Source organism: Gracilibacillus phocaeensis, from assembly GCF_900626275.1.
Classification (GTDB): domain Bacteria; phylum Bacillota; class Bacilli; order Bacillales; family Amphibacillaceae; genus Gracilibacillus; species Gracilibacillus timonensis.
Genome location: NZ_LR131141.1, coordinates 115,958 through 140,543, shown reverse-complemented (window position 1 = coordinate 140,543; position 24,586 = coordinate 115,958). Strand labels below are relative to the sequence as shown.

General features: G+C 39.0%; 17 protein-coding genes. 6 read left to right on the top strand and 11 right to left on the bottom strand.

Annotated elements, in window-relative coordinates; translation table 11 throughout:
- Positions 1-120: 120 nt before the first annotated feature.
- From E0E32_RS01125 to E0E32_RS01095, 7 genes are all read right to left on the bottom strand, one after another.
- Positions 121-1,026: a carbohydrate ABC transporter permease gene (locus E0E32_RS01125; RefSeq protein ID WP_066186898.1), complete on the bottom strand. Its 906-nt coding sequence runs from the start codon at positions 1,024-1,026 to the stop codon at positions 121-123.
- A gap of 15 nt (positions 1,027-1,041) precedes the next feature.
- A complete protein-coding gene (locus E0E32_RS01120) occupies positions 1,042-1,950 on the bottom strand; it encodes an ABC transporter permease (protein WP_392388582.1) in 909 nt (302 codons plus the stop codon).
- A 730-nt stretch (positions 1,951-2,680) separates the two neighbouring features.
- Positions 2,681-4,282 (bottom strand): extracellular solute-binding protein, encoded by a 1,602-nt coding sequence (locus tag E0E32_RS01115; protein WP_066186889.1) that lies wholly within the window; start codon positions 4,280-4,282, stop codon positions 2,681-2,683.
- Between the two features lie 249 nt (positions 4,283-4,531).
- Positions 4,532-6,154 carry an extracellular solute-binding protein gene (locus E0E32_RS01110; RefSeq protein WP_235817441.1) on the bottom strand — a complete coding sequence of 541 codons (1,623 nt, stop codon included), beginning with the start codon at positions 6,152-6,154 and terminating at the stop codon, positions 4,532-4,534.
- 605 nt (positions 6,155-6,759) lie between these two features.
- A complete protein-coding gene (locus tag E0E32_RS01105) occupies positions 6,760-8,370 on the bottom strand; it encodes an extracellular solute-binding protein (protein WP_130858708.1) in 1,611 nt (536 codons plus the stop codon).
- A gap of 695 nt (positions 8,371-9,065) precedes the next feature.
- On the bottom strand, positions 9,066-11,288 hold the full coding sequence (locus E0E32_RS01100) for a helix-turn-helix domain-containing protein (protein ID WP_165444914.1): 2,223 nt from the start codon (positions 11,286-11,288) through the stop codon (positions 9,066-9,068).
- Between the two features lie 30 nt (positions 11,289-11,318).
- Entirely contained in the window at positions 11,319-11,963 is a 645-nt protein-coding gene (locus E0E32_RS01095) for a YesL family protein (protein WP_066186877.1), read from the bottom strand.
- A 291-nt stretch (positions 11,964-12,254) separates the two neighbouring features.
- On the opposite strand from E0E32_RS01095, the gene E0E32_RS01090 reads away from it, so the two are divergent.
- The 4 genes from E0E32_RS01090 to E0E32_RS01075 all read left to right on the top strand — a co-directional run bounded on the left by E0E32_RS01090 (position 12,255) and on the right by E0E32_RS01075 (position 16,113).
- Positions 12,255-13,277 carry an ABC transporter permease gene (locus tag E0E32_RS01090; RefSeq protein WP_130858706.1) on the top strand — a complete coding sequence of 341 codons (1,023 nt, stop codon included), beginning with the start codon at positions 12,255-12,257 and terminating at the stop codon, positions 13,275-13,277.
- Position 13,278: 1 nt separating this feature from the next.
- Positions 13,279-13,953: an ABC transporter ATP-binding protein gene (locus tag E0E32_RS01085; RefSeq protein WP_130858705.1), complete on the top strand. Its 675-nt coding sequence runs from the start codon at positions 13,279-13,281 to the stop codon at positions 13,951-13,953.
- A gap of 85 nt (positions 13,954-14,038) precedes the next feature.
- Positions 14,039-14,719, top strand: a complete 681-nt coding sequence (locus E0E32_RS01080) for a response regulator transcription factor (RefSeq protein ID WP_130858704.1) — start codon at positions 14,039-14,041, stop codon at positions 14,717-14,719.
- Positions 14,716-16,113: a sensor histidine kinase gene (locus E0E32_RS01075; protein WP_130858703.1), complete on the top strand. Its 1,398-nt coding sequence runs from the start codon at positions 14,716-14,718 to the stop codon at positions 16,111-16,113. The genes E0E32_RS01080 and E0E32_RS01075 overlap by 4 nt, the downstream gene beginning before the upstream one ends.
- A gap of 271 nt (positions 16,114-16,384) precedes the next feature.
- Here E0E32_RS01075 and E0E32_RS01070 read toward each other — a convergent pair whose 3' ends face one another.
- From E0E32_RS01070 to E0E32_RS01055, 4 genes are all read right to left on the bottom strand, one after another.
- Complete coding sequence (locus E0E32_RS01070; RefSeq protein WP_130858702.1) at positions 16,385-18,124, bottom strand: glycoside hydrolase family 35 protein; 1,740 nt, start codon at positions 18,122-18,124, stop codon at positions 16,385-16,387.
- A gap of 250 nt (positions 18,125-18,374) precedes the next feature.
- On the bottom strand, positions 18,375-19,148 hold the full coding sequence (locus E0E32_RS01065) for an acetoin reductase (RefSeq protein WP_130858701.1): 774 nt from the start codon (positions 19,146-19,148) through the stop codon (positions 18,375-18,377).
- A 131-nt stretch (positions 19,149-19,279) separates the two neighbouring features.
- The gene (locus tag E0E32_RS01060; protein WP_130858700.1) at positions 19,280-20,056 is read right to left on the bottom strand and encodes an SDR family NAD(P)-dependent oxidoreductase; all 777 of its coding nucleotides are present in this window, start codon (positions 20,054-20,056) and stop codon (positions 19,280-19,282) included.
- A 253-nt stretch (positions 20,057-20,309) separates the two neighbouring features.
- Positions 20,310-20,909: a TetR/AcrR family transcriptional regulator gene (locus tag E0E32_RS01055; RefSeq protein WP_066186846.1), complete on the bottom strand. Its 600-nt coding sequence runs from the start codon at positions 20,907-20,909 to the stop codon at positions 20,310-20,312.
- A 186-nt stretch (positions 20,910-21,095) separates the two neighbouring features.
- Between E0E32_RS01055 and E0E32_RS01050 the strand changes: the two genes are divergently transcribed.
- Positions 21,096-22,307, top strand: coding sequence for an MFS transporter (locus E0E32_RS01050; RefSeq protein WP_066186843.1), 1,212 nt, complete (start codon positions 21,096-21,098; stop codon positions 22,305-22,307).
- 290 nt (positions 22,308-22,597) lie between these two features.
- Positions 22,598-24,442, top strand: a complete 1,845-nt coding sequence (locus E0E32_RS01045) for an alpha-helical endospore appendage domain-containing protein (RefSeq protein ID WP_130858699.1) — start codon at positions 22,598-22,600, stop codon at positions 24,440-24,442.
- Positions 24,443-24,586: the final 144 nt, after the last annotated feature.

The window sequence follows — 24,586 nt, the reverse complement described above, 5'->3', positions numbered from 1 at the left end:
AAATGATTGAAGACTTTATGGATAAATACTTGCACTGAGTTTTCTGACACGATAACTATCTTAGCCCTGCAAGCAATTCCCATCGATTCATTATATGGTTCGTTTATCTGTTAAGCTTTATTAACCTTTTAATGAGCCAATCATAACCCCTTTTACGAAATACTTCTGTAAGAACGGATAAACGATAATAACTGGTAAAGAGGAAACAATCATTACCCCATATTTAATAATGGCTGCCAGCTGTTGATTACTGTGGATCAACTGTGCCGCTTCCCCTGTCATATTGGTATTATTAGAAGACATATCCTGCAATACTAAAATCTCTCTTAATACTAACTGCAATGGAAATAAATCACGATCAGAAATATAAATTAAGGCATTGAAATAACCGTTCCAGTGACCAACACCATAGAATAAAGCCATTACCGCAATAATTGGAGCAGATAAAGGCAGGATAATTTTGAAGAACAATTTAAAATTCGTTGCCCCATCAATTGTCGCTGCCTCTTCCAAGCCTCTAGGAATCGTAGACTGGAAGAACACGCGAGCAATGACAATATTCCATACCGCTGCTGCGTTCGGAAGCACCATTGCCCAGATTGTATCAATTAACCCCAAGTCTCGAACCACTAAGTACGTAGGGATTAATCCACCTGTAAAAAACATGGTAAGTACAAATAAAGCAGTAAAGAATCCTCTTCCATAAAAATCTTTCCGAGCCAAGGCATATGCCGCTGGGATCGTTACTAATAAATTGATAAAAGTACCTAATCCAGTATACACGACAGTCATTAAATAACCTTGCCAAATGGAGTCATTGCCAAAAATCAAACGATAACCTTCAAATGTAATATCTTTTGGCCATAACCACATTTGTCCTGAGTTCACCATAGATGGATTACTGATCGACGCACTAACAATATAGATTAATGGATATAAAACGGCAACTAAGGCCACGGTCAAGCAAAAATAGACGAATAATTTAAACATTTTGTCTTTTCTTGTTTCAAAAATATTAGAGTCCATACTTATAAACCTCCTTTACCATAAGCTTGTTTCGCTTGTTTTTCTGGCGATTTGGTTAACGGCAATTAACAATATCGCGTTGATAACAGCGTTGAATAAGCCAACCGCTGCCGCAAAGCTGTACTGTGCATCTAATAAACCGGCTTGATACACGAAAGTCGCAATTACATTTGATGATTCCATGTTTAATGGATTCTGTAATAGTAAGATCTTTTCAAAACCAAGCGCCATAATATTACCTAAGTTCATAATTAATAAGATAACCATTGTTGGCACTAAAGTCGGGATATTAATATAAAGAATCCGCTGGAATCTGGTTGCACCATCTACGATAGCAGCCTCATGCTGCTGCGGATCTACACCTGACAAGGCAGCTAAGTAAATAATCGTTCCCCAACCGGTACTTTGCCATACACCCGATAATACATAAACGGTCTTAAACCACTTTGGATCACTCATAAAACTAATTGGATCAAAGCCTAAAAACGTAATAAAGTGGTTAATGATACCTGTTGTTGGTGATAAGAAGGCAATTATCATACCAGAAATAACCACAACAGAGATAAAGTGTGGTGCATAGGTAACCGTTTGCACCGTACGCTTATAAATTCCATCCTTTACCTCATTTAATAATAAGGCCAAGATAATTGGCAAAGGAAAACCAACAATTAATTCGTATACACTAATTCCTAATGTATTCTTCAATAAATCCCAGAAATAATAAGAATCAAAAAACCTTTCAAAATGTTTCAATCCTACCCAATCACTTCCTAAAAACCCTAGGGAAGGTACATAATCTTTAAATGCAATTTGAATTCCATACATCGGGACATAATGGAAAATAATAAAATACAAAACAGCTGGTAAAATAAAGATGTAAAGCTGCCAATTTTGTAGTATCTTCTTCCATTTACTTTTCTTCATGCTTTTAGCAATATTGTTATCTTTCTTATTTGCTGTAGCTGTTCCTGAATCCATCTACATATTCCTCCTTTTTTCGGTTGTTGCATGCCGTGAAACTGTTTTCATCATACGCTTTTTGAGAAAACGTTATCAATATGTGATTTTTATTTTTGATTGTCATTGAATTTATACAAAATGTGATAAAGTCTTGATTATCAAAGGGTTTCAGCCGTCTACAATATGTGAAAATTGATTGGTATGTGGTTTTTGCGATTGTCTTATTAACACACATCTTATAAGACATATTGGTTTCATTAATAAGAAAAACCGGGCAATTCCGTCGGGTGCATTACCGACCACTCAAAGAAGATACGGAACTGCTGATAAGATAGATGATGTAAAGTAGTTTGCTTTCTTTAGTGGTGAGTTTGCCCGTTTTTTGTGCTAGGCGAGCGCTGAAGGTTCGCAGGCTAAAATCATGACGACAATCGCCACGCCTGCACTTACATGTCCTATGCATCGAAACGGAACCTATTTCTCGAGCGTTTCCTAGCACTTACAAACCATCAACTTTACTTTATGGAATAAATGGCCTGGCTACTTTGCCTCATTCATCTTATCGGTACCACCATTCGTTCAAGGTCAACCATTCCAAGTTCTATTATATCAATGATCATAAACTGTCTTATCTTTTAAAATAATCTGACTTATTTGCTTTTACCAACAAATAAGTCAGATCTACTAATGTCGTTTAATTACTAGCCCACCGATCATAGGCTTCCTGATAAATATCGACGTATTCTGCTATATTCATATTTTCAATGGTTTTAACATATTGATCCCAATTAGATAAAGGCTCAACGCCCGTAATAAATTTCGCCTCCATTTGTTCTACATAGGATTGTAAATCGACTTCAATGGAATTGATTTGTTCTTGTTCATCATTCGTTAGATAGGTTAAGGGATAAGCTGTTTCAGCATATTGATCGACTTTTTCTTGCGTTTCTGATTCTATGAATAAATCAAAATCAGAACGTGGTGCATTCTCTACTAGATCAACTAGCATCGGCACTGGAATACCATATGCCGGCGTTAGCGTACCCCGATAATCTTCACTACTATCGTACTCTTCTGGTATATCCAAGAAAACCCTCTCCCCATCGTCTCCCATCTCCCACAGAAAACCTTCAGGGCCTTGATCAAAGAAATCTCTACCTTCTCTGGAATACAAATAATCTACCCATCTTAAGGAAACCTCAGGATGTTCATTGTTTTTGGTAATGGCAAAGGCCCCTCTATTTATACCTGGATTCCCTGGCAAAACGATTTCGGGCGATACGTCACTGACTAATGGGTGAAACATTGGATTATTAATAGCGTCTTCCTCTGCTTGACCCGTAGTAAAGAAAGAAAACCAATCAGGGAATAAGCCAAGTCGGTTTTCTTGACCTTTTGCCTTTTTTTGTTCGTCAGCTTGAGAGAATGTTTCAGGATCAAGTAAGTTCTCTTCATACAATGTATTCATGTAAGTTAAATACTCCAAATAGTTATCGCTGATAGGTGCATAACGAACTTGGTCGCCAACAGCCTCTATGCCCCATTCCTTCATACCAAATGCCGCAAGAAACCAAGTTCTTGAACTTTCCATTTTGACATCTATCAATGGTATTTCATCCGCTTCTCCATTTCCATTTGGATCCTCATCACGAAAACGAACCAACAACTCATACAAATCATCCGTTGTTTTAGGTAACTCTGTAATATTAAGAGCGTCCAGCCATTCTCCGTTATACCAAAGCGGACCGGCTGGCCATGCAGATGTTGGATGCTGATTAATTACTGGCAAGGCATAGATGTGCCCATCACTAGTCGTAATGGACTTTCTTATTTCAGGATTTTGTTCCATCAATGCCTTAAAATGAGGAGCATATTCATCAATTAATTCTTCTAATGGAATTAAAGTCCCTTGTTTACCATAATCCACTTCCATAGATGGGGTTAAATTATCGCTCCCTGCTGCAAATATAATATCTGCTATATCTCCACTAGCAAAAGCCAAATTTAATTTTGTCTGAAAATCAGCCATTGGAGGAGTATCGTAATGGAAATCAACATTTGTCATCTCTGAATATTGTTTCAGTGTTTCCATTTCACTCCATTCTTCCAAACCGGTGCCTGGAGCGATCAATGACAAAGTAATCTCTTCTTCAACAATAGGAAACCCTTCTTTCTTCACTTCCACTGCATCGTTAGTTGACGACTCATTTTCTTCACCAGCGGAATCATCTCCACATGCAACCAAGACTGTAAATAACAATAGGCTAAAAACAACATATGCAAGCTTTAACTTCATTTGTTTTCCCCTTTCGTTTGAGCACACTTATTTATTTAAAATGGTCTCACAATTTCTCTAATGATAAGTGTCTTACCCAATCAATTACTCTTTTTCTTGTGTAATACGCATGGATGTAAAGGTTTTTATTTCATAACATAACTTCGCGACTAATTTGTCGTACAATGATCTTATCTAATTCGCCTATAAAATGCTAAGCATTTTATAGAAAGAATGCCTCTATAAAAAGAGACATTCTCCCCCAATCAATTAACTTTCTGCCCAACGATCATAAGCTTCTTGATGGATTTCAATATAACGCTCAATATTCATATTCTCAATCGTGCTGACATAAGCATCCCAATTTGAGATTGGTTCTACACCTGTAATGAATTTTGCTTCCATCTGTTCTACATATGATTGTAAATCCACTTCAATGGCATTTAATTCTTCTTGTTCTTCTTGTGTTAAATATACTAAAGGAAATGGTACCTCACTATAAGGTACATACTTTTCATCCGTCTCTGCCTGCACAAATTGAGTAAATTCACTAACTTCTTTTCCTTCGATTGGCTGAGCAAGTGTTGGTGTTGAAATTCCATAATCTGGTGTGATGGTACCACGCCAGTCTTCTGAACTTTCAAATTGTGATGGTACTTCTAATTCAACAATTTCACCATTCTCTCCTTCTTCCCACATGACCCCTTCAGGCCCCATGTTCAAGAACTTGTTTCCTTCTGGTGAATAGAAATAGTCAACCCACCGTATAGAAGCTTCTGGATGTTCATTATTATTCGTAATGGCAAAAGTTCCTCGATTCAACCCAGGACTTTCTGGTAACAGTGGCTCAGAAGTCCATTCGCTTGTTAATGGATAATACATCGGATTGTTCATCGATTCTTCTTCGGTCTCACCAGTAGTAAAGAAAGAAAAATAATCAGGGAATACACCTATGCGATTTTCTTGTCCTTTTGCTTTCTTTTGTTCATCTGCTTGCGAGAAAGTCTCATGATCTAATAAGTTCTCATCATATAGCTTGTTCATAAATTCTAGATATGCTTGATAATTTTCGGTAATCGGTGTGTAACGAACCTCTCCATCTACTTCGTCAATTCCCCATTCTTTTAAACCGAATGCACCCAACAACCATGGACGAGTACTTTCCATCTGCACATCAATTAGAGGAATCTCATCTGCTTCCCCATTCCCATTTGGATCCTCATCCCGAAAACGAACTAATAAGTCATAAAATTCATCAATCGTTTTAGGTAATTCCTCTACTCCTAGTTCATCTAGCCAGCGACCGTTATACCACATTGGTCCCCTGTACCAAACAGCACCGAAATCCCCTTGAGAAATACGTGGCAAGGAGTATATATGTCCATCTACTGTAGTGATTGATTTTTCTATATCTGGATTTTCATCTAGCAGCTTCTTAATATTTGGTGCATATTCATCAATTAGCCCTTCTAATGGAACTAATACACCTTGCTGACCGTAATCAACTTCCATACCTGGTGTAAAATCTGTTGAACCTGCTGCAAAAATAATATCAGCAATGTCGCCACTAGCAAATGCTAAGTTTAATTTTGTCTGGAAATCAGCCATTGGAGGCGTATCATAGTTGAATTGAATATTTGTCATATCTGCATATTCCTGTAACGTCTCCATGTTTTCCCAATCTTCCATTCCAGTCCCTGGTGCGATCAAAGATAAGGTAATTTCCTCATCTACAATTGGGAAGCCCTCTGTATTTACTTCTTCCGCAGAATCAGATGAAGCCCCCTCTTCGTTGTTTTCCGCAACACTGTCTGTTGAATTGTCACTACATGCAGCCAGCACAACGAATAACAGTAAACCAATAAACAAATACAATAATTTCTCTTTCATCATGTTCATCCCCTCTTTTCTATTATTTTACATAAACTGACCGTTTTGTTATCGCTATCAAAAATCTACCTGATGATTCTATAAAAATACAATTGATTTGTTACATTATGCAACAAACTTTTTCCATGCAACTATTACATACTAAAATCGATCAAGTACAAAAGTAATTTTTGATAAAAATGCGATAACGGCAGTTGTGTAATTGCTTTCATAATACCTTGCTACATTTGACCATTCAATATGTATTTCTTGTTGTGACTTGTCTTTCGAGGATTGGTATGATTGTGTTTTCCATATATGACCTGCTTTCATGTATATTGCTATATGTAAAATTTGTTGTTTATGTATGATTTGTCATTTATGTTATTAGAAAGGCTGAAAAACAAAAATTCCTCTGTTTTTTGTTTTCCAGCTGTCAATGTGCAGACTATATATGGTTTTTAATGAGCAATCTTTTTTATACAGGTGATTAGTTAATGTTGTCAACAACTGATGAAATGACTATTACAAGATTATTTTTGAGAAAATAAAATTGTTGGTCTAGCAGTAATCCATTTTCAAGAAAAAGAGACTTGCAGTAGACCATATTGCTAGTCTCTTTCGCTTATTTAACTGTCTGCCCAACGATCATAAGCAGCTTGGTATATTTCTACGTAACGTTCAATATTCATGTTCTCAATAGTACCTACATAACTTTCCCAGTTGGAAATCGGCTCCACACCTGTAATAAACTTCGCTTCCATTTGTCGTACATATGATTCAAGATCCACCTCAATAGTATTAATCTCATCTTGTTCATCTTTCGTTAAATAAACCTCTGGAAAAGCGACCTCTCCATAAGGTGCAATTTTCTCATCCGTTTCTGCTTCAATAAATTTATCAAAATCGTTTATTTCTATTCCTTCTATTGGATAAGTAATGGTTGGTGCTGCTATCCCATAATCTGGTGTAATGGTTGCTCGATAATCCTCTCTACTGTCATATCCTTCTGGAATATCTAAGTCTACAATTTCTCCATTTTCACCACGTTCCCACATAATTCCTTCAGGGCCCATGTTTAAGAAAGCTCTGCCTTCAGCAGTATAAAAGTAATCTATCCATCTTATTGTCGCTTCAGGATGTTCATTATTGCTTGTGATTGAAAAAGTACCACGGCCAATCCCTGTATTTAAAGGCATTAAAGGTTCTTTTGACCATTCGCTTGTTAATGGAAAAAACATAGGATTATTTACCGATTCTTCTGTTTCTTGACCTGTAGTAAAGAAAGAGAACCAGTCAGGAAAAACACCTAATCTATTTTCTTGTCCCTTTGCTTTCTTCTGCTCATCAGATTGAGAAAATGTTTCGTGATCAAGTAAATTCTCATCATGTAATTTATTCATAAATGTCAAATACTCTTTATAATTCTCTGTAATTGGGGCATAATGCACCTCCCCATCAAATTCTTCAATCCCCCACTCTTTGATACCAAAAGCCGGCAGCAACCAAGGACGAGTACTATCCATTTCAACATCGATTAATGGAATTTCATCCGCTTCTCCGTTGCCATTCGGATCTTCATCACGAAAACGAACTAATAAATCATAAAATTCGTCAACTGTTTTTGGTAATTCTTCTACCTCTAGTGCCTCTAACCATGTACCGTTATACCACATAGGGCCTCTAATCCAAAGGGCCGAGGAGCCACCTTCCGCAATACGTGGTAAAGAATAAATATGGCCGTCTACCGTAGTGATTGACTTTTTTATATTTGGATTTTCATCTAATATGCTTTGGATATTTGGTGCATAATCTGCAATTAAATCTTCTAACGGAATCAATATCCCTTGTTGACCATAGTCCACTTCCATTCCCGGAGTGAGATTATCAGAGCCAGCCGCATAGATTACATCAGCAATATCTCCACTGGCAAAGGCTAAATTCAATTTTGTTTGAAAATCTGTTATTGGAGGCGTATCATAAGTGAATTGAATATTGGTCATCTCTGCATAATCCATTAAAGTCTCCATGTTTTCCCAATCTTCTTGACCAGTACCAGGAGCAATCATAGATAAAGTGATTTCCTCGTCCACAATAGGGAACCCTTCTTTATTTACTTCTGCTTCTGAAGCGGAATCTTCTGCACTTGTCGAATCTCCTTCCACGTCCTCATTGCTATTACATGCCATTAAAATAAAACACCAAAAACTAATAAACAAAATCATTAATCCATGCTTCATGTTTATACCCCCTTGTATATTTGTTATTTACTTTCGTACAGCTACACTCACCTCCTTAAAAGTTCATATTCATTTGCTAGGACACCATTATCACTTTCCAAATGATAGACTAATTATTTATGCTTTTAGCGTGATAAGCCTCCACACCATTTTTGTAACTGCTTACATAATACGTTTGTTTAGCCGATGCATTCAATATGTATTTTGTAAATAGATTTGTCATTCACCTTCAAACAAAGGTATAAAGTTATAGTTCGTCTTTGTTTTTCACTGTGTAAATATGTGAGAACGAAATATATATGTAATAATTGATATCACCCTTTTATGTTTTATATGTATTGACTGATGTTGGGTTTATCTCTCCATCATCATTTGCATCTCATGAAGAGAAACGATTCTATTGACATAAAGGAAGAAATCTTATTCAATTAATGCTTTCAGACAGTGTTCAAGTGGAATTTATACAAAAAGAAAGGTTCTAAACAATAGATATCGGAAAAATATTCCACGAAGAAGATGTTCGAGGAAAAAAAATTATACCTTGGGTTAAAAGTGTAATACAGTCATGCTTTATATTAATTAACACAAGTAAATCGCCGCAGAAACAGTATAAAAAGCACTTTAATGCTTGTAAGTATAATAATTTTGAGTTCGTATAAGAAAAAGAGCTACTTTTGCAGCAGCTCTTCGTTTTACTATTCTGTATAAAATTGGCGGTATTTCCCTGGTGTCATCCCTACCTCATTTTTAAACTTACGGGTGAAATTGGCAACATCTTTATAGCCAACATCCATTACAATTGCCTTAATTGGTTTATCCGTAGTAGTCAGCTGTTTCTTGACTTCCTCCATTCGCAAATATTGTACATATTGCTTAAAAGTGTAGCCCGTCTGTTCTTTAATAAATCGGCTTACATAAGAGGCGGACAAGCGAAACTCAATAGCGATTTTTTCCAAGGAAAGATCGTATAACATAAAATACTTATTCAAGTAATCAGTAATATCGTTTTTCAATTGCTCATTATGGCTCTTCTTACTCTCATTCACTTCTTTACAAGCAGTTTCCATTAGCTTGAATAACTCCTGATGTAATTGTTCATATGAACGAAAATCAAAGATTCGCTCATAGGTTTCTCGAGATGGTTTTATTCCCATTTCAGTGATGGTTTTAATGACGGTATTAATCACATCGAAACAAATTGCTCTTAAGAATGATAAAGACTGCTTATTGTTTTGAAAAGATTTAAAAATAGAAGACAAGGTTTCTTGTGCAACCTCTTTATCACCTTGTTTAATACTTTGAATAATTTTCAATAAATCTTCCCTTGGATACCCTACAGCAAATTCATGCTCTTTCATCTCTTCAAAATAAAGGTTACTTCCCTCGCTGTATAAATATTTATAATCCAAGGCGGCTAGTGCTTCAATATACGATCGGTTAATCATTGTTTTACGATCGTAAATCTTTCCCACTCCCACCATCGGTTTGAATCCTAAAACATCTTTGACCTCATCATTCATTTTTTGTACAAATTCTTTACGTTTTTTTTCAGCAGTTTGCAAATTGCCTTTAAATTTGACAATTAGTGCAACAGCATCCATATTCAATAAGTCAATACCGTAAGCTGTTATATCCTTGGTGGAGACATTGGTAAATAATTCATAAATGGTTTCACGTTCTATAATTTCCTCGTTAGATAGTTTTTCTTCTAACGATACAATTAAAGAACAATAATAATCCCCATCAATATCTAGATATAGTGTTTCGTTATAGTTATCAATCTCTTCTTCTGTAGAAAAATCACCTTTAATGATCTTCGTTAAAAACTGGTCCTTGGCAAAGGTTTGATGTTTATAGATCGTTTCACTCAACATTTCATGATCTTCAAATACGGATGTCACCGTTCGTTTAATGGTTTCTAATTCATTAATGCCTTTTGAGTCTGTTTTTCGATTCTTATTAATAGAGTTAAAGAGCGATCGAATCGGCTGATATTGCCTTCTAGCCAAGAATAAAGTTAATACACTTCCGATGATAAACAGACTCACACATAATAATACCATGACAATAACCGTATTGGATAATCGCTCAAAAAACTGGGAACTCTTCATCATGATAACAAATTTCCAGCCTGTCTCTTCTGATTCTACAACAGCCATCGAGTAACTCTCTCCATCTAGCTTTATGCTGTTAACTTCACCAAAGGTCCGTTCTTCCAAATTTATATTTGATATGTCAATCTCTTGCTCATTAGCCGTTTCCGCAATAACTTGATCATGCTCTGACAGAATATAGGCATTACCTCGCATATCATTCATCGTATTGGCAATAAGCTCATTCATTGTTCTTTCACGAATAACATAAGCAACTGTGCCATAACTATTATTATTATCTAATGTTATCGGTACAAAATAATTAATATACTGAAATTTTCCACTCTGTCCCTCTTCCTCATCCACAATGGAGGTGACAGGTACATTTGCCTCTATCGCCTCATCAATCATCTCCGCATCCCAATTATATTGTTCAAAAGCAGGCTGCAAGGAAGAAGAACCCTTTGATGAATAAATAGCATCCGTTCCATGATAGTAAATCATCAGCTCATCAATAATAGAACTGTTTGCCTTATATTTTCTTAATTCATTGATTGCCTCAGAACTATAGTATTGATGTCGGACCATATAAGGAGTTAGTCTCGGGTCATAGGCAATTCGATTAGCGATCATATCCAACTCTTGCATTCGTTCATCTGTAATTGTGGCCACTTGTTCTAATTTACCAATATTCGATTGCTCGATCTCCTCTTTCAAATCCGAAACAGAGTTCAAATAAATAATTGAACACATGACAACAAAAGGTATAAAAAACATAATAAAATAGGAAAATATATATTGTTTAAATAATTTTGACTTTATCACCATGTCCCCTCCTGCACATGCACCTGTTGTTTAATTTTCTTCCGGTTCTGGGTCTGACTCTTGCATTGCTGCACTCTTCTCTTCAACAGCAACACAAGCTCGATAAGAGAACCATAACAGAGGATAAAGGGTTAATGGTACACCCATAAATATCACTAGAACAGGTAAGAAATTGTATAAGTAATATAATGGAAACAAAGCAATTAACATCGCTAATGACTCAAATGGACGAATAAGCCCAATCAGAACGGTCTGCTTAAAATAACGGAAAAAGGTGAGCTCATATCGATTATAGACAACGAAGAAATGAAATACAGTGATCGTATATAACACCATAATAACAACAATAAATATATGAAAATAAAAAGATTGAATCATATCTCTGGAAATTACATAATCAGCATAAAAAAATATACCGATAACAAACCAGATCAGACCTAATCCATTCCCTTTCAAAAACGCTTTCTTATATGTTTGCCAAAACACTTTATAAACCGAGATATCGCTACCTTCTTTAAACCATTTATGTATGACGGCAGCCGTAGCCAGTGTGGCGGGCACTATTCCGAATATTCCTAAACCAATCGCTGTAAAACCATACCACAATACTTGTAAATACATCATATTAAACAACCAATTACCAAACTGATAAAAAAAACGCATGAAGCCGTTCATTTGCGATCCCCCTACTATCTAAAACTCTCTCATTACGATGGAATGTATGACGTAGATTGCCATTTTAATATGTTGCACCTATTTTTCCAATTTACGACAAAAAACGCCCTTGCCAACTTATTCTTCTATTTTAACACTATTTATCAACCATTACACTAACAAAAATAATTTAGACCATGCCTCCAACCCGGCTTTTATACATAATAGCTTTATTCTTGATTGTAACGTTTTGTTCATCTTTCATTCATAAAGCGATCGTATACTTGAAAGGAAGGTATTGGAGGTATGAAAATGAAAATAGGATGGAAAGAAATCAAAAAGAATAAAATACGTTTTTTAATATTGGGATCCATCGTCTTTTTGGTTAGTTTATTAACATTTATGATATCAGGTCTGGCAAATGGGCTTTCCCAAGACAATGCCGCCTTAATTAAAAATTTACCAGATGGCACCATCTATATGTCAGCAGACGCCGAGGATAATTATAACCTATCAAGTATCGATAACCAACAAATAACCACTGATAATCAGGCAACAGCTTTTTCGATTCAAATGGGGTTCTTACATGATCAAACAGATAAACAACACAGCGTAGCATTTGTTACGTCAACCAATTCGGATGATTTTGTTCAAGTAGACGATGGAGATGTGATCTTGGATCAAACCTTGCACGAAGAAGGTATACAAATAGGTGATACACTTACGAGCCAGCAAACTGATCAAAACTTTACCGTGACTGGATTTGTTGATGAAAGTAAATTCAGTCATGCACCGGTAGCTTACCTGCATGTAGAAGACTACCAGCAAATGTATCAGACCGATCAGATGCAACTAATCTTCTCACCAGATAATCAAGCGGCGATTGATGACGAAAATTTGCAAGCGTACTCCCCGTCAGAATTTCTCAACACCATTCCCAGTTACCAGGCAGAACAGTTGTCACTCACGATGATTATTTGGTTTTTGATTGTTATAAGCGGGTTGTTATTCGGAATTTTCTTTTATATGATGAATGTCCAAAAGATGGGACTATATGGGATTCTAAAAGCGATTGGTGTAAAGACAACGACCTTGTTTGCTATGATCTGGGGCCAAATGCTATTCATTACGATCATCGCACTGGTTTTTTCTACCATTTTCAGCCAATTGTTTAATCTGTTTGCTCCAAACGGAATGCCATTTCATTTAACCGGTGTTACCACTTTGCAGCTTTCAATCATCTTTTTGATCATAGGTTTCTTAGGGGCTACCATTTCTGGTCTTCAAATTCGAAAAGCCGCCCCCTTACAAGCCATTCAACAAGGAGAGAATTAACATGTCGATTTTAACATTATCAAATATCCATAAGACATTTAAAACAGGAGAGGTAGAAGAAGAAATCATCAAAGGAATTGACCTTGCTCTGCCACGAGGAGGCATCACAGCACTTACCGGGGCTTCCGGATCTGGAAAAAGCACACTGCTTACCATTGCTGCAGGTCTGCAGCCAGCTACTAGCGGTCATATTTATTTTGACTCTATAGATTTGACCAGCTTAAACCCTGATCAAGTGCGGAAAATTCGGGCTGAACAATTTGGATTTGTGTTTCAATTTGCCCACCTTGTCCCTTTCTTAACAGTAGCAGAGCAACTGACTTTTATGTTAGAGGTAGCGATTACGAAACAAAACAAAAAACAACAAGCTCAAGCAGTCGAACAGCTACTTGAACGTGTAGACATGCAACATCGTTCTTCCGCTTATCCCTCCTCCCTATCCGGCGGAGAAAAACAGCGGGTAGCGATTGCCCGTGCCGTTATTCATCAACCCCAGGTATTATTCGCTGATGAACCAACGGCAAGCCTTGATTCCAAACGATCTACCGAAGCTATGAACTTAATTCGTGATATAACGAAACAATTGGACATCACCACCTTGATGGTTACCCATGATTCCGATACGTTATCTTATGCAGATCACGTCGTGGAGATGCAAGACGGGAAATTATGTTAATATGATAAGAACAGATGTGATAATGTATCAGCTTAAAATCCCTAGATCGCTGACCTAAAATAAACAAACATAGGAGTTATGAAACATGACCAATATTCTAATTGTAGATGATGACCAACATATGTTGAAGTTTGTCGAGCATCATTTGACTACGCAAGGTTATATCGTCCATCAGGCACAAGATGGTGTACAAGCGCTATCTGTATTAAAAAAACAAGCATGTCAACTAGCGGTAGTGGATATCATGATGCCATTTATGAATGGTTATGAATTAACCAGAGAAATTCGCAGTCATTATGATATTCCCATTATACTACTGACGGCAAAGAATCAGATTGAGGATAAGGAGCAAGGCTTTTTTGCTGGAACGGATGATTATTTGGTCAAACCATTTGAACCAAAAGAATTAGTGTATCGCATCAAGGCACTGCTCAGGCGTTACACTCCTACCAATGAAACGTCCTGTATTCAAATGGGACAAACCAAAATCGACAAAAAAAGTTATGAAGTGTTCACGCTTAATCGTACGCTGCTTTTACCGCTAAAAGAATTTGAATTGTTATATTTACTAATGTCCCACCCTTCGCAAGTTTTCTCCAGAGAACAACTAATCGAGCAGATTTGGGGAATCGATTTTCAAGGAGATGATCGAACGGTGGATGTGCATATCAAACGATTACGAGAAAGGTTTCGTGATATAACCGATGACTTCCAGATAAAAACAGTGCGAGGAATCGGATACTCATTGGTGGAAAAGCAATCATGAAATCTTTTTATATCAAATATGTCGCAATGACGGTTTGTATTATGATTATCAGCAGCGTAATTGCTTTCCTTGTATGTAACATTTATTATCACCATGCCTTAAAACCGGACAACGATCAAAAAAATACAGAAATCGCTCAATCGATTACTGCCTATATTGATAACCATCCAGATGTTCATCTTGAGGATTATTTAGAAAACATCGCCCAAGTCGGCTATCAATTATACCTCGTTGATGCCCAGGGAGAGGATACATTTTTCGGTTCCTCCTTTCGTGAAACTGCACTGCCTGGTCAAACCAAAAAACGCGTACTATCTGGTTCTATCTATCACGGTATCGCCGAATTCCCTAACCAAACCTTTGTCACTGGTTTTTTTGCGAATGAATTGCAGAATACGATCGGCGTTCCTATCACTCACCAAGGAGAAAGCTATGCCTTGTTTATCCGACCTGATATCAAGCTGTTATTCAATGAAATGCACTGGCTGTTTGCTTGGCTATTATTATTAACGATTACCTTAAGTGTTTTGCTGGTGTTGTTCAGCACGAAGTACTTAGTTAAGCCGATCAGTAGACTAACCAAGGCAACAAAAAAAATAGCCGATGGTACATTTGATGTGTCACTTCATAGCAAACGAAAAGATGAGTTAGGAGAGCTCACTAATAGTTTTGCTTCGATGGCGAATAAACTAGGACAAATGGAAGATGTACGAAAAGAATTTATTTCCAATATCTCACATGACATTCAATCACCATTAGCCAACATCAAGGGTTATACCAATATATTGGAAGATCATTCGTTAGATGAACGAGATCGAAAGGAATATATCGACATCATTAATGGAGAAATTACAAGATTATCCTCCCTAACAAAACAATTACTACTGCTAGCGTCCTTGGATCGTGATCAGGATATCCTCAAAAAGAAATCGTTCCAACTTGATCAACAATTAAAGGAATTAATTCGTCATTATCAGTGGCTGATCAATGAAAAAGGCATGATGCTCAGTTATTCCCTTCCAGATATCGTTTTTTATGGAGACCCATCCTTGCTCCATACAGTCTGGGACAACCTGCTATCGAATGCTATTAAATATAACAAAGAGAATGGCAGTATTATGATGGAAGCGAGAGAAACGGAAGAAGCAGTGACGATTATATTTGAAGATAGTGGCATTGGCATATCATCAGAGGAAATAAAGAGAATTTTTGATCGTTTTTATCGAGTCGACGCTTCCCGCACAAGAGCGATAGAGGGTTCTGGTTTGGGGTTGTCGATTGCTGCCAACGTGGTCCAGTTACATGAAGGAGAAATCACTGTTAAGAGTACAGTCGAGACAGGAACTGTATTTACGGTGCAACTTCCGAAGAAACGGCATGTTAGTGAAACTTAGAATAATATCAAGAGCAATTCCAGAACGATGTGACAGTTCTTTACTTCACAATGATTGCTTAGTTTCTTTCGCTCGTATACTGAACCGTGTACCATTCATTGCTACGATCAATATGCTTGCGGACGGTTCTGTACGTATTCCGGACGGTTTGGGATTCTTCCCGGACAGTTCCACTCGGATTCCAGGCGGTTTCGTATTATGTCAACTAGACTTTCACTTAACAAGCTTCGTTTCTACTGAACGAAGCTTGTTAAGTGGGAACGATCACTGTTTAGCCTAGGGCTGGAGTGTCTCTCAAGCTAATTTTATCCGATTCCCTGCGATGTAACTCAAAGATAATGATTTCATTTTCTCCTTCTCTCAGCAGTGGTCCAGGCAGATACAATGTTTGTTGCGGCCCCTTATGCCAATATCTCCCCAGGTTGAATCCATTAATAAAGACAACACCTTTTGTCCAACCTTCAAGAGAAACAAAGGTATCGGCTGCTTCTTTTACATGAAAATTGCCCCTGTAAAAAGCTGGACTTTGCTCATCTGCGCCAGTATCATAAGCCAGTCCCGTTAAATCAGTTAGCGATAATGGATAGATCGTCCAGTCGTAAAGAAATTGATTACCAATCCGTATACCCTCGGTAATGCCTTTCTCATCCCATAAGTGTGGGCCATAATTAACCCTGCCCATATTCTCTACCAAAATAGCGAGCTCCAACCCCTGTTCTGGAATCGTTAACGGTACGCCTTTGGGATCCCAGCGTTCGACCACGTCTAGCAGCACGCCATCAGCAAAAACTAATGCCCGATCATGTACCTCCTGTAAAGTCAAATCACCGGACTCCCTAGGACCCGGGATAAACGTTTGATACAGAATAAAGCCATAATCCTGACCGATTTGTTCCATCGTATTTGGATGCTTAGATAGAATGGCTTTACTAATATTTTTCAAGTTAGCAAACAAAGAAGCTTGCTCTGCTAATCTAATTTCTCCATAATCCTGTTTAGATATCGGCTCAGGTAATACCAAACCGGGCAATTCAAAGTGCCGTTCAAGCACGTTTCTTATTTGATAGAATTTTTCGGTTGGTTCCCCTGCTTCATTCAGTGGCGCATCACTGTCATAGCTTGTAATCGTTGGTTCATACGTATCGAACAGATTCGCCCCGTTGTAAAAGCCAAAATTGGTGCCCCCATGAAACATATAAAAATTCACGGAGCCATCCTCTTGTAATATACCATCTAATACATCAGCCACTTCTTTTGCATCCCTGGTATGATGCTCTTCCCCCCAATGGTCGAACCAGCCATTCCAGAATTCCATACACATCACCGGCTGATGACGCTGGTATTCTCTTAATTTAGTAAACGATCCCACTGGATTTGAACCAAAATTAACGGTTTCAAGCACATCAGGAATCATCCCACCTTGAAGCATCGAATCCTCCGCGCCATCAGAGGTAAATAACAATACATCCATCCCACGGGTGCGCATGCTGTCTCTTAGATATTCTAGGTATGCGGTATCATTTCCAAAACTACCATATTCATTTTCGATCTGCATCGCTATGACTGGACCACCATTTGTTGATAAATATGGTTTAAGGAGTGGTAATAAACGATCAAAGTAAGCGTCTACCTTTTCTAAAAATGGCTGGAATGAGGAGCGCAGCCTCATATTCCTATCTGCTAATAACCATGACGGAAGTCCACCAAATTCCCATTCTGCACATATGTAAGGGGTAGGTCTTAAGATCACAAATAATCCTTGTTTTTCCGCCAATTCAATAAAAGCAGTCAAATCTGCCATACCTTCAAAATAAAATTGACCTTCTTGGGGTTCATGAAGATTCCAAGGGATATATGTCTCCACACTATTAAACCCACAGGCCTTCAGTTTAGCCAGACGATCCTGCCAATATTCCGGCACCACCCGAAAATAATGAATAGCTCCAGATACGATGGTTATCGGTTTGTCTTGATAGATAAATTGTGCTTGATTCGTTGTTAAATTTGTCATAGGTTCTCCTTTCTTCTGTCCTTTTTAGATTGCTTCTATTATTTTACCATTAGTAGCACACGGAGTATAACATGAAATATCGCACAAATACCCAAGCTTCACCAGTTGATTAGCTTGGGTATTTGTGCGCTCCATAGAGGTTGTTCAATAAAAATGGTGCCTCGAACTCCTCTTAGTGTCGGTGTTGGCATTGTTGCCGCAAAATTACCGACGGATCCTTTTCATCAAACGATTTGAATCATACTTATGTTTACCTAAATACGATCCCACCATCGGTAAGGATGGATTGACCTGTAATATAGTCAGAATCATCTGAAGCCAAAAAGGAGACTAAATTAGCCACATCTTCTGGCTCCTGCGGCCGGCCTAGCAAAATACCCTCAGAGAATTTTTTAAAGGCATCGCCGGGTTCCATATTATCGTAATATTTCACCATTTCCTTATCGATACGATCCCACATTGAGGTTCCAGCAACACCTGGACAGTAAGCATTCACGCGAATATTATCTGCAGCCAATTCCTTTGCCGCTGTCTGTGTAAAAGAACGTACCGCATGTTTCGTTGCTGAATAAGTACCTAACATTTCATAGGATTCATGTCCAGCAATACTACAAGCATTGATGATCTTGCCTTTTGATTGCTGTTTTTTGAATTGCTCTGCAGCTGCCTGGGTACCAAATACCGTTCCATTTACATTAATCGCAAATGACTTAGACAGCTCATCTTCATCAATATCTAAGAAAGGCGATACGGCATCAATCCCCGCATTATTCACAAACACATCTAATTGTCCAAACTCTTTGACTGCCTGTTCAACCAAGTTAAATTGGTCATCTCTTTTAGAAACATCGCCTTTTACCGCGATGGTCTCGATTCCCACCTCGTCAAATTCCTTTAATGTTTCTTCTAACATGTCTTTATTTATATCATTTAAGACAATGCGAAAACCGTCTCTCCCCAACCTTTGTGCGATTCCTTTGCCTAATCCTCCTGCTGATCCGGTAACTATCGCAACTTTTGCCACAATAAAACCTCCTTAGTAAAAATTCGTGTTGTGTTGTCACATTATTACTATTCCTTATTATTGTGGTTTTAAACAACGCAAGTTTTATTTGCCAAATGCCTCATCAGAAGAAGACAAGAAAGTCTGCGATATCATAATGCAGTATAACCCCCATCAATCGTAAAAACGGAACCTGTTGCAAAAGAAGAAGCTTCAGACGCTAAGTACAGTGCAATACCGCCTAGTTCTTCAGGCTGTCCTGGTCTGCCCATCGGCGTCATTCCCATCCATGTTTCCGTTATTCCTCCTTGCTCAAAAAATTTCTTCGTTAATTCTGTTTCCATGTATCCTGGAGCAATCGTGTTTACTCGGATATTATGCTTAGCCCACTCCATTGCCAGACTTTTCGTCAACATAATAACCCCGGCCTTAGACGTGTTATAAGAGGCTTGATACTGTGGTGTGTTTACGACCAAGCCAGACATAGAAGAAATATTGATAATGGATCCTTTTTGCTGCTTGATCATTTGTTTACCCACTAATTTTGCCGTAATAAAAACACCATTTACATTGATATTCATTACTTTTTGCCAATTTTCAAGCGAGGTTTCTTCTGCTTCTTCATTCATAACAATACCAGCATTATTAATCAACACATCAATCTGACCGAAGCGTTCGACCACTTGATCGACCATCTGCTGTACCTGTTCTTCATTAGTTACATCTGTTTGTATGGCTAATGATTCAACACCTTCTGCTTCACTGAACTGTTTCGCCGTTTCCTCTGCTTTCGATACATCAATATCAGCAATCACAATCTTAGAACCCGCTTGTGCTAAAGCTTCGGCCATAGCTTTTCCTAAGCCGGTTGCTCCCCCTGTTATAATCGATACTTTGTTCGTTAAATCATACTTGTCTAAAATTTTCATTTTCTTCCCTCCATGAAATGAATCGCTTGTCCGATAATGTCAGCTGGATGCATGAACCATTAAATGCATTCCACAAAGACCGCCTAGTTTGATGTAGTCTTTTTATGTAACGCATTTATAATCGTAAGTGCTTACATTGTAGCATAATTAATTACTAAATAGCATTATTTCAACCTGAAAGTGACCTAGTTGATGTTGTGGAACGAACATGATCGTGGGACCACATCATCTGAGTGTAGCCCCTCTTCATAAACTAACTGTCAGTAACAGGATGCATAATATTATTCCAAAACATCTCCCACACCTGTTCCATATGGCATGTAATATCTTCCTCCGCATAAAGCATTGTTTCATTATATAGACCCTCTAATAGATAAAAAAAGGTATGTGTCATTTGTGAAGTTGTGTAATCTTTTCTAATTTGCTGCTGTTGCTTTCCTGTTTCAATAATTGTATGTATCCCTGATTTCACTACTTGATCACCTTCTATTACATAGCGCTTTACATTCTCTTCTAATCCTGTTGGAGGATAAATATAGAAACGATTATAGAAATTCATTCCTGCTTCATCTTTAGGTAATTCTAATATATAGGCCTGCAATATAGCATATAATTGGCTGGAAGCACCAGAATCTTTCTCCTTTTCAATAGCAGCTTGAATAAATGTTTCGTACTCGGCTGACATTTGATCAAGAACAGCCAAAAACAAGGCTTCTTTACTATTAAAATGGGCATATAAGGAAGGCTTTTTTATCCCTACTTCCTTGGCAATCATTGCTAGAGTAGTACCTTCATATCCATATAATGAAAATAATTCGACACTTACTTTGAGAATAACATCTTTTGTTTTCATTCATAATCTCCTTTGACTTTTATTTTTCATTGATATATAATTTTTGAATAACAAACTAACGGTAGGTAGGTTATTGTTTGGAACAATTATTTCCCTTTTATTATAACGCAAATGACCACCTAATTTAACATAAACAAACAACAAGGCCATGCAGGCAATGGAAACTAGGATAAAGGAGAAAAATAAATGGAACATTCTACAACACCATTAATGCGCAATCGTACCTTTGTATTGTTGCTAGTAGCAGGAATTTTTGCTGTCGTTGGCTTCAGCATGTTTTTAACCACAACGACATGGTACGTTGTCACGGACATTGGCAGCAGCAGTTCACTAGGAATCGTACTAATCGTGGCAACCGTACCCAGGCTCGTCATGATGATCTATGGGGGTGTACTTGCAGATAAATATAAGAAAACAACGATTATGTTTGCGACCAACTTATCGCAGGCTTTTTTACTTTTGGTCATTTACCTTCTTGTAAATAATGGATCTATGACTTTTGTTATTTTATTAGTGATTGCTGGTGTATTTGGTATGCTGGATGCCTTCTTTGGTCCTGCTAGTTCTTCCATGATCCCTAAGATAGTACCAAAACACCAACTTCAGCGAGCGAATGCTTTTTTTCAAGGGGTAGATCAGATTTCTTTTGTTATTGGTCCTATATTAGCAGGAGCTGCCATGGAATATGCCGGCGTAGCCACCAGTTATCTTATAGCTACTATACTTGTATCATTATCGGCAGTTATTATTTTTCCACCTTTTATTAAAGAAGCTGCTGTAGAAAACGAGGTTGAACAAAATCCACTGCAGGATTTCAAAGAAGGATTGGCCTATGTGCTAAGGTCACAGTTCTTATTGGTAGGACTACTCGTATTAATAACACTAAACTTTTTTGTGTTTGGCACCTTGCATATCGCCATTCCATTACTAGTTGACCTTCATGGCGGCAGTCCGTTGAATTTAAGTTATATGGAAGTGAGCTTGGGAGTAGGCATGATCCTGGGAACCACCATATTAGGCTCTGTGATGATTAAACGTAAGGGACTCGTTTCTTTGATAGGCTTACTGACATCTTTAGTCATCTTCATAGTCTTCAGTCAGGTGCCTAACTTATTTTTGCTTACTGCCTTGGTTTTCTTTATTGGCTTTGCTATGTCCTTTGTGTTTATTCCATTCTTTACAGCCGTTCAAGAGATTACTGAAAATCGCTTAATGGGAAGGGTGATGAGTATTGTTTTTCTTGCTATGAACGGGTTTGACCCTATTTCATACGGCGTAGTTACTGGGCTTATTGCTATAGATGTTTCGATTCAAGTGATTTTACTCTGTTTTGGAGTGGTTGGATTTATTATTGCGATGAGTCTTTTTGTTAAAGCACATGGCTATAAGACAATGTAATATTTACCTTAGTCCACCAAATAATTATCGCAAATATAATTTTCTTATTATTTTTAAACAGTCGAATATACAACCGGCTGTTTTTATTTTCGTCATTAATTAATCTCTTTAAGCGTAACTAGCTAGAATGCCTGTTTTTACAAGAAAGTATCGAATAATAGCAATCAGTCTATACCGATGATTGTCTTCAGAATATATTGAAGAAGAGCATAACATTTAGGTGGATAATCGTACGTTTGCTTAAATGGTCATGTTTCTTAAAGCTTATTTTTTATGAAAGGAGAATGATAATGTCTCTACCTAATATTCCCGATCTTACTCCCAATATTACCGTTTCAAGAGATGATGTTATCAATTTATTACTTGCTTCCATTGCCATGGAAGAGCTAGGTATTTCTCATATTATTAATGCAGAAGGAGAAAAAATTCAATATGCCTTGGGTACGATACCTGGTTTAACCATGCCAGCCTCATTGGATGAGATTATGGAGGTAAACGAGAGTGTCCAAGATATGCTTTCTACTGCAATGAAAAAAGAATTAATTCTTGATGACAAACTAAAACGTGTGACAAGGATTATGCCTAATGGAGATATTGGACCTACGGGGCCTACGGGACCTACTGGTGATCCAGGACCTACTGGACCTACGGGGGCTACCGGTGATCCGGGAGCTACTGGACCTACTGGCGCTACTGGACCTACTGGGGCCACTGGACCTACTGGCGCTACTGGACCGGCTGGAGCCACTGGACCTACCGGCGCTACCGGACCGGCTGGGGCCACTGGACCTACCGGCGCTACTGGACCTACTGGGGCCACTGGACCTACTGGCGCTACTGGACCTACCGGCGCTACTGGACCGGCTGGAGCCACTGGACCTACCGGCGCTACCGGACCGGCTGGAGCCACGGGACCTACCGGCGCTACTGGACCGGCTGGGGCCACTGGACCTACCGGCGCTACTGGACCTACTGGGGCCACTGGACCTACTGGCGCTACTGGACCTACCGGCGCTACTGGACCGGCTGGAGCCACGGGACCTACCGGCGCTACTGGACCGGCTGGAGCCACTGGACCTACCGGCGCTACCGGACCGGCTGGAGCCACGGGACCTACCGGCGCTACCGGACCGGCTGGAGCCACGGGACCTACCGGCGCTACTGGACCGGCTGGGGCTACGGGACCTACCGGGGCCACTGGACCTACCGGCGCTACTGGAGCTGTCGGGGCTACGGGACCGATCGGCGCTACTGGAGCCGACGGGGCTACTGGACCTACCGGCGCTACCGGACCGGCTGGGGCTACGGGACCTACCGGCGCTACTGGACCGGCTGGGGCCACGGGACCTACTGGCGCTACTGGACCGGCTGGGGCCACGGGACCGGCTGGCGCTACGGGACCTACCGGGGCCACTGGACCTACCGGCGCTACCGGACCGGCTGGAGCCACTGGACCTACCGGCGCTACCGGACCGGCTGGAGCCACGGGACCTACCGGACCGGCTGGAGCCACTGGACCTACCGGCGCTACTGGACCGGCTGGAGCCACGGGACCTACCGGCGCTACCGGACCGGCTGGAGCTACGGGACCTACCGGGGCCACTGGAGCTGTCGGCGCTACTGGACCTACCGGCGCTACCGGACCTGCGTTTGCAGAAAATGGATTCTCCGCACGAGTTGGAACCTTATCAATAGATGAATCTATACAAATACAAGGCTTTACTACGGCAGATCCAGGATACCCTAACGCTAGCTTCAACGCACCAGATGGTATATTCACAGTACCTGAAACAGGTCGCTATTCCATCAGTGCAACGATAAACTATCAAACAACTGCCGCAATTACCGTTGACCTTGGAGCGGGAGTAAATCCAGCTTTTGAAGTTCGTCGAATTACACCAACAACTACAACTTTGGTAACCGGGTTATTCCCTGTATTGAACGTAAACGTAGCCTTAGTCCTCAGCTTAAGAGCTGTATTAGGAAACGGAACCGTAACCCTAGCAGGAGAAGCTCAGCTTAGCGCTGGGGATGAGATTGGACTGTTCTATGTAGCAGATGGTTTAACCATCGCCTTAGACATAGGCGGTACAGATCAACAAGGAATTTATTGGTCTATCAATCAAATCGCATAATTCATCGGGCTGGAGCAATATTTTGCTTCAGCCTCTTGTTTTGATTAAATAACCATTTTATCGATCGTTGTTTTATCACCTTTTGCGATCCCAACAAGTAGACTCCTGCCCATTTAAGGAACAGCCCGCCTATCCCATACATAC

Excerpts from the sequence above, each read along its gene's own strand:
- E0E32_RS01070 (WP_130858702.1), bottom strand. The coding sequence starts at position 18,124 with ATGACAAATTTAACAACGAATCAAGCACAATTTATCTATCAAGACAAA.
- E0E32_RS01115 (WP_066186889.1), bottom strand. The coding sequence starts at position 4,282 with ATGAAGTTAAAGCTTGCATATGTTGTTTTTAGCCTATTGTTATTTACA.
- E0E32_RS01105 (WP_130858708.1), bottom strand. The coding sequence starts at position 8,370 with ATGAAGCATGGATTAATGATTTTGTTTATTAGTTTTTGGTGTTTTATT.
- E0E32_RS01090 (WP_130858706.1), top strand. The coding sequence starts at position 12,255 with ATGAAAATAGGATGGAAAGAAATCAAAAAGAATAAAATACGTTTTTTA.
- E0E32_RS01110 (WP_235817441.1), bottom strand. The coding sequence starts at position 6,154 with ATGATGAAAGAGAAATTATTGTATTTGTTTATTGGTTTACTGTTATTC.
- E0E32_RS01120 (WP_392388582.1), bottom strand. The coding sequence starts at position 1,950 with ATGAAGAAAAGTAAATGGAAGAAGATACTACAAAATTGGCAGCTTTAC.
- E0E32_RS01080 (WP_130858704.1), top strand. The coding sequence starts at position 14,039 with ATGACCAATATTCTAATTGTAGATGATGACCAACATATGTTGAAGTTT.
- E0E32_RS01095 (WP_066186877.1), bottom strand. The coding sequence starts at position 11,963 with ATGAACGGCTTCATGCGTTTTTTTTATCAGTTTGGTAATTGGTTGTTT.
- E0E32_RS01045 (WP_130858699.1), top strand. The coding sequence starts at position 22,598 with ATGTCTCTACCTAATATTCCCGATCTTACTCCCAATATTACCGTTTCA.
- E0E32_RS01075 (WP_130858703.1), top strand. The coding sequence starts at position 14,716 with ATGAAATCTTTTTATATCAAATATGTCGCAATGACGGTTTGTATTATG.
- E0E32_RS01060 (WP_130858700.1), bottom strand. The coding sequence starts at position 20,056 with ATGAAAATTTTAGACAAGTATGATTTAACGAACAAAGTATCGATTATA.
- E0E32_RS01085 (WP_130858705.1), top strand. The coding sequence starts at position 13,279 with ATGTCGATTTTAACATTATCAAATATCCATAAGACATTTAAAACAGGA.
- E0E32_RS01050 (WP_066186843.1), top strand. The coding sequence starts at position 21,096 with ATGGAACATTCTACAACACCATTAATGCGCAATCGTACCTTTGTATTG.
- E0E32_RS01055 (WP_066186846.1), bottom strand. The coding sequence starts at position 20,909 with ATGAAAACAAAAGATGTTATTCTCAAAGTAAGTGTCGAATTATTTTCA.
- E0E32_RS01125 (WP_066186898.1), bottom strand. The coding sequence starts at position 1,026 with ATGGACTCTAATATTTTTGAAACAAGAAAAGACAAAATGTTTAAATTA.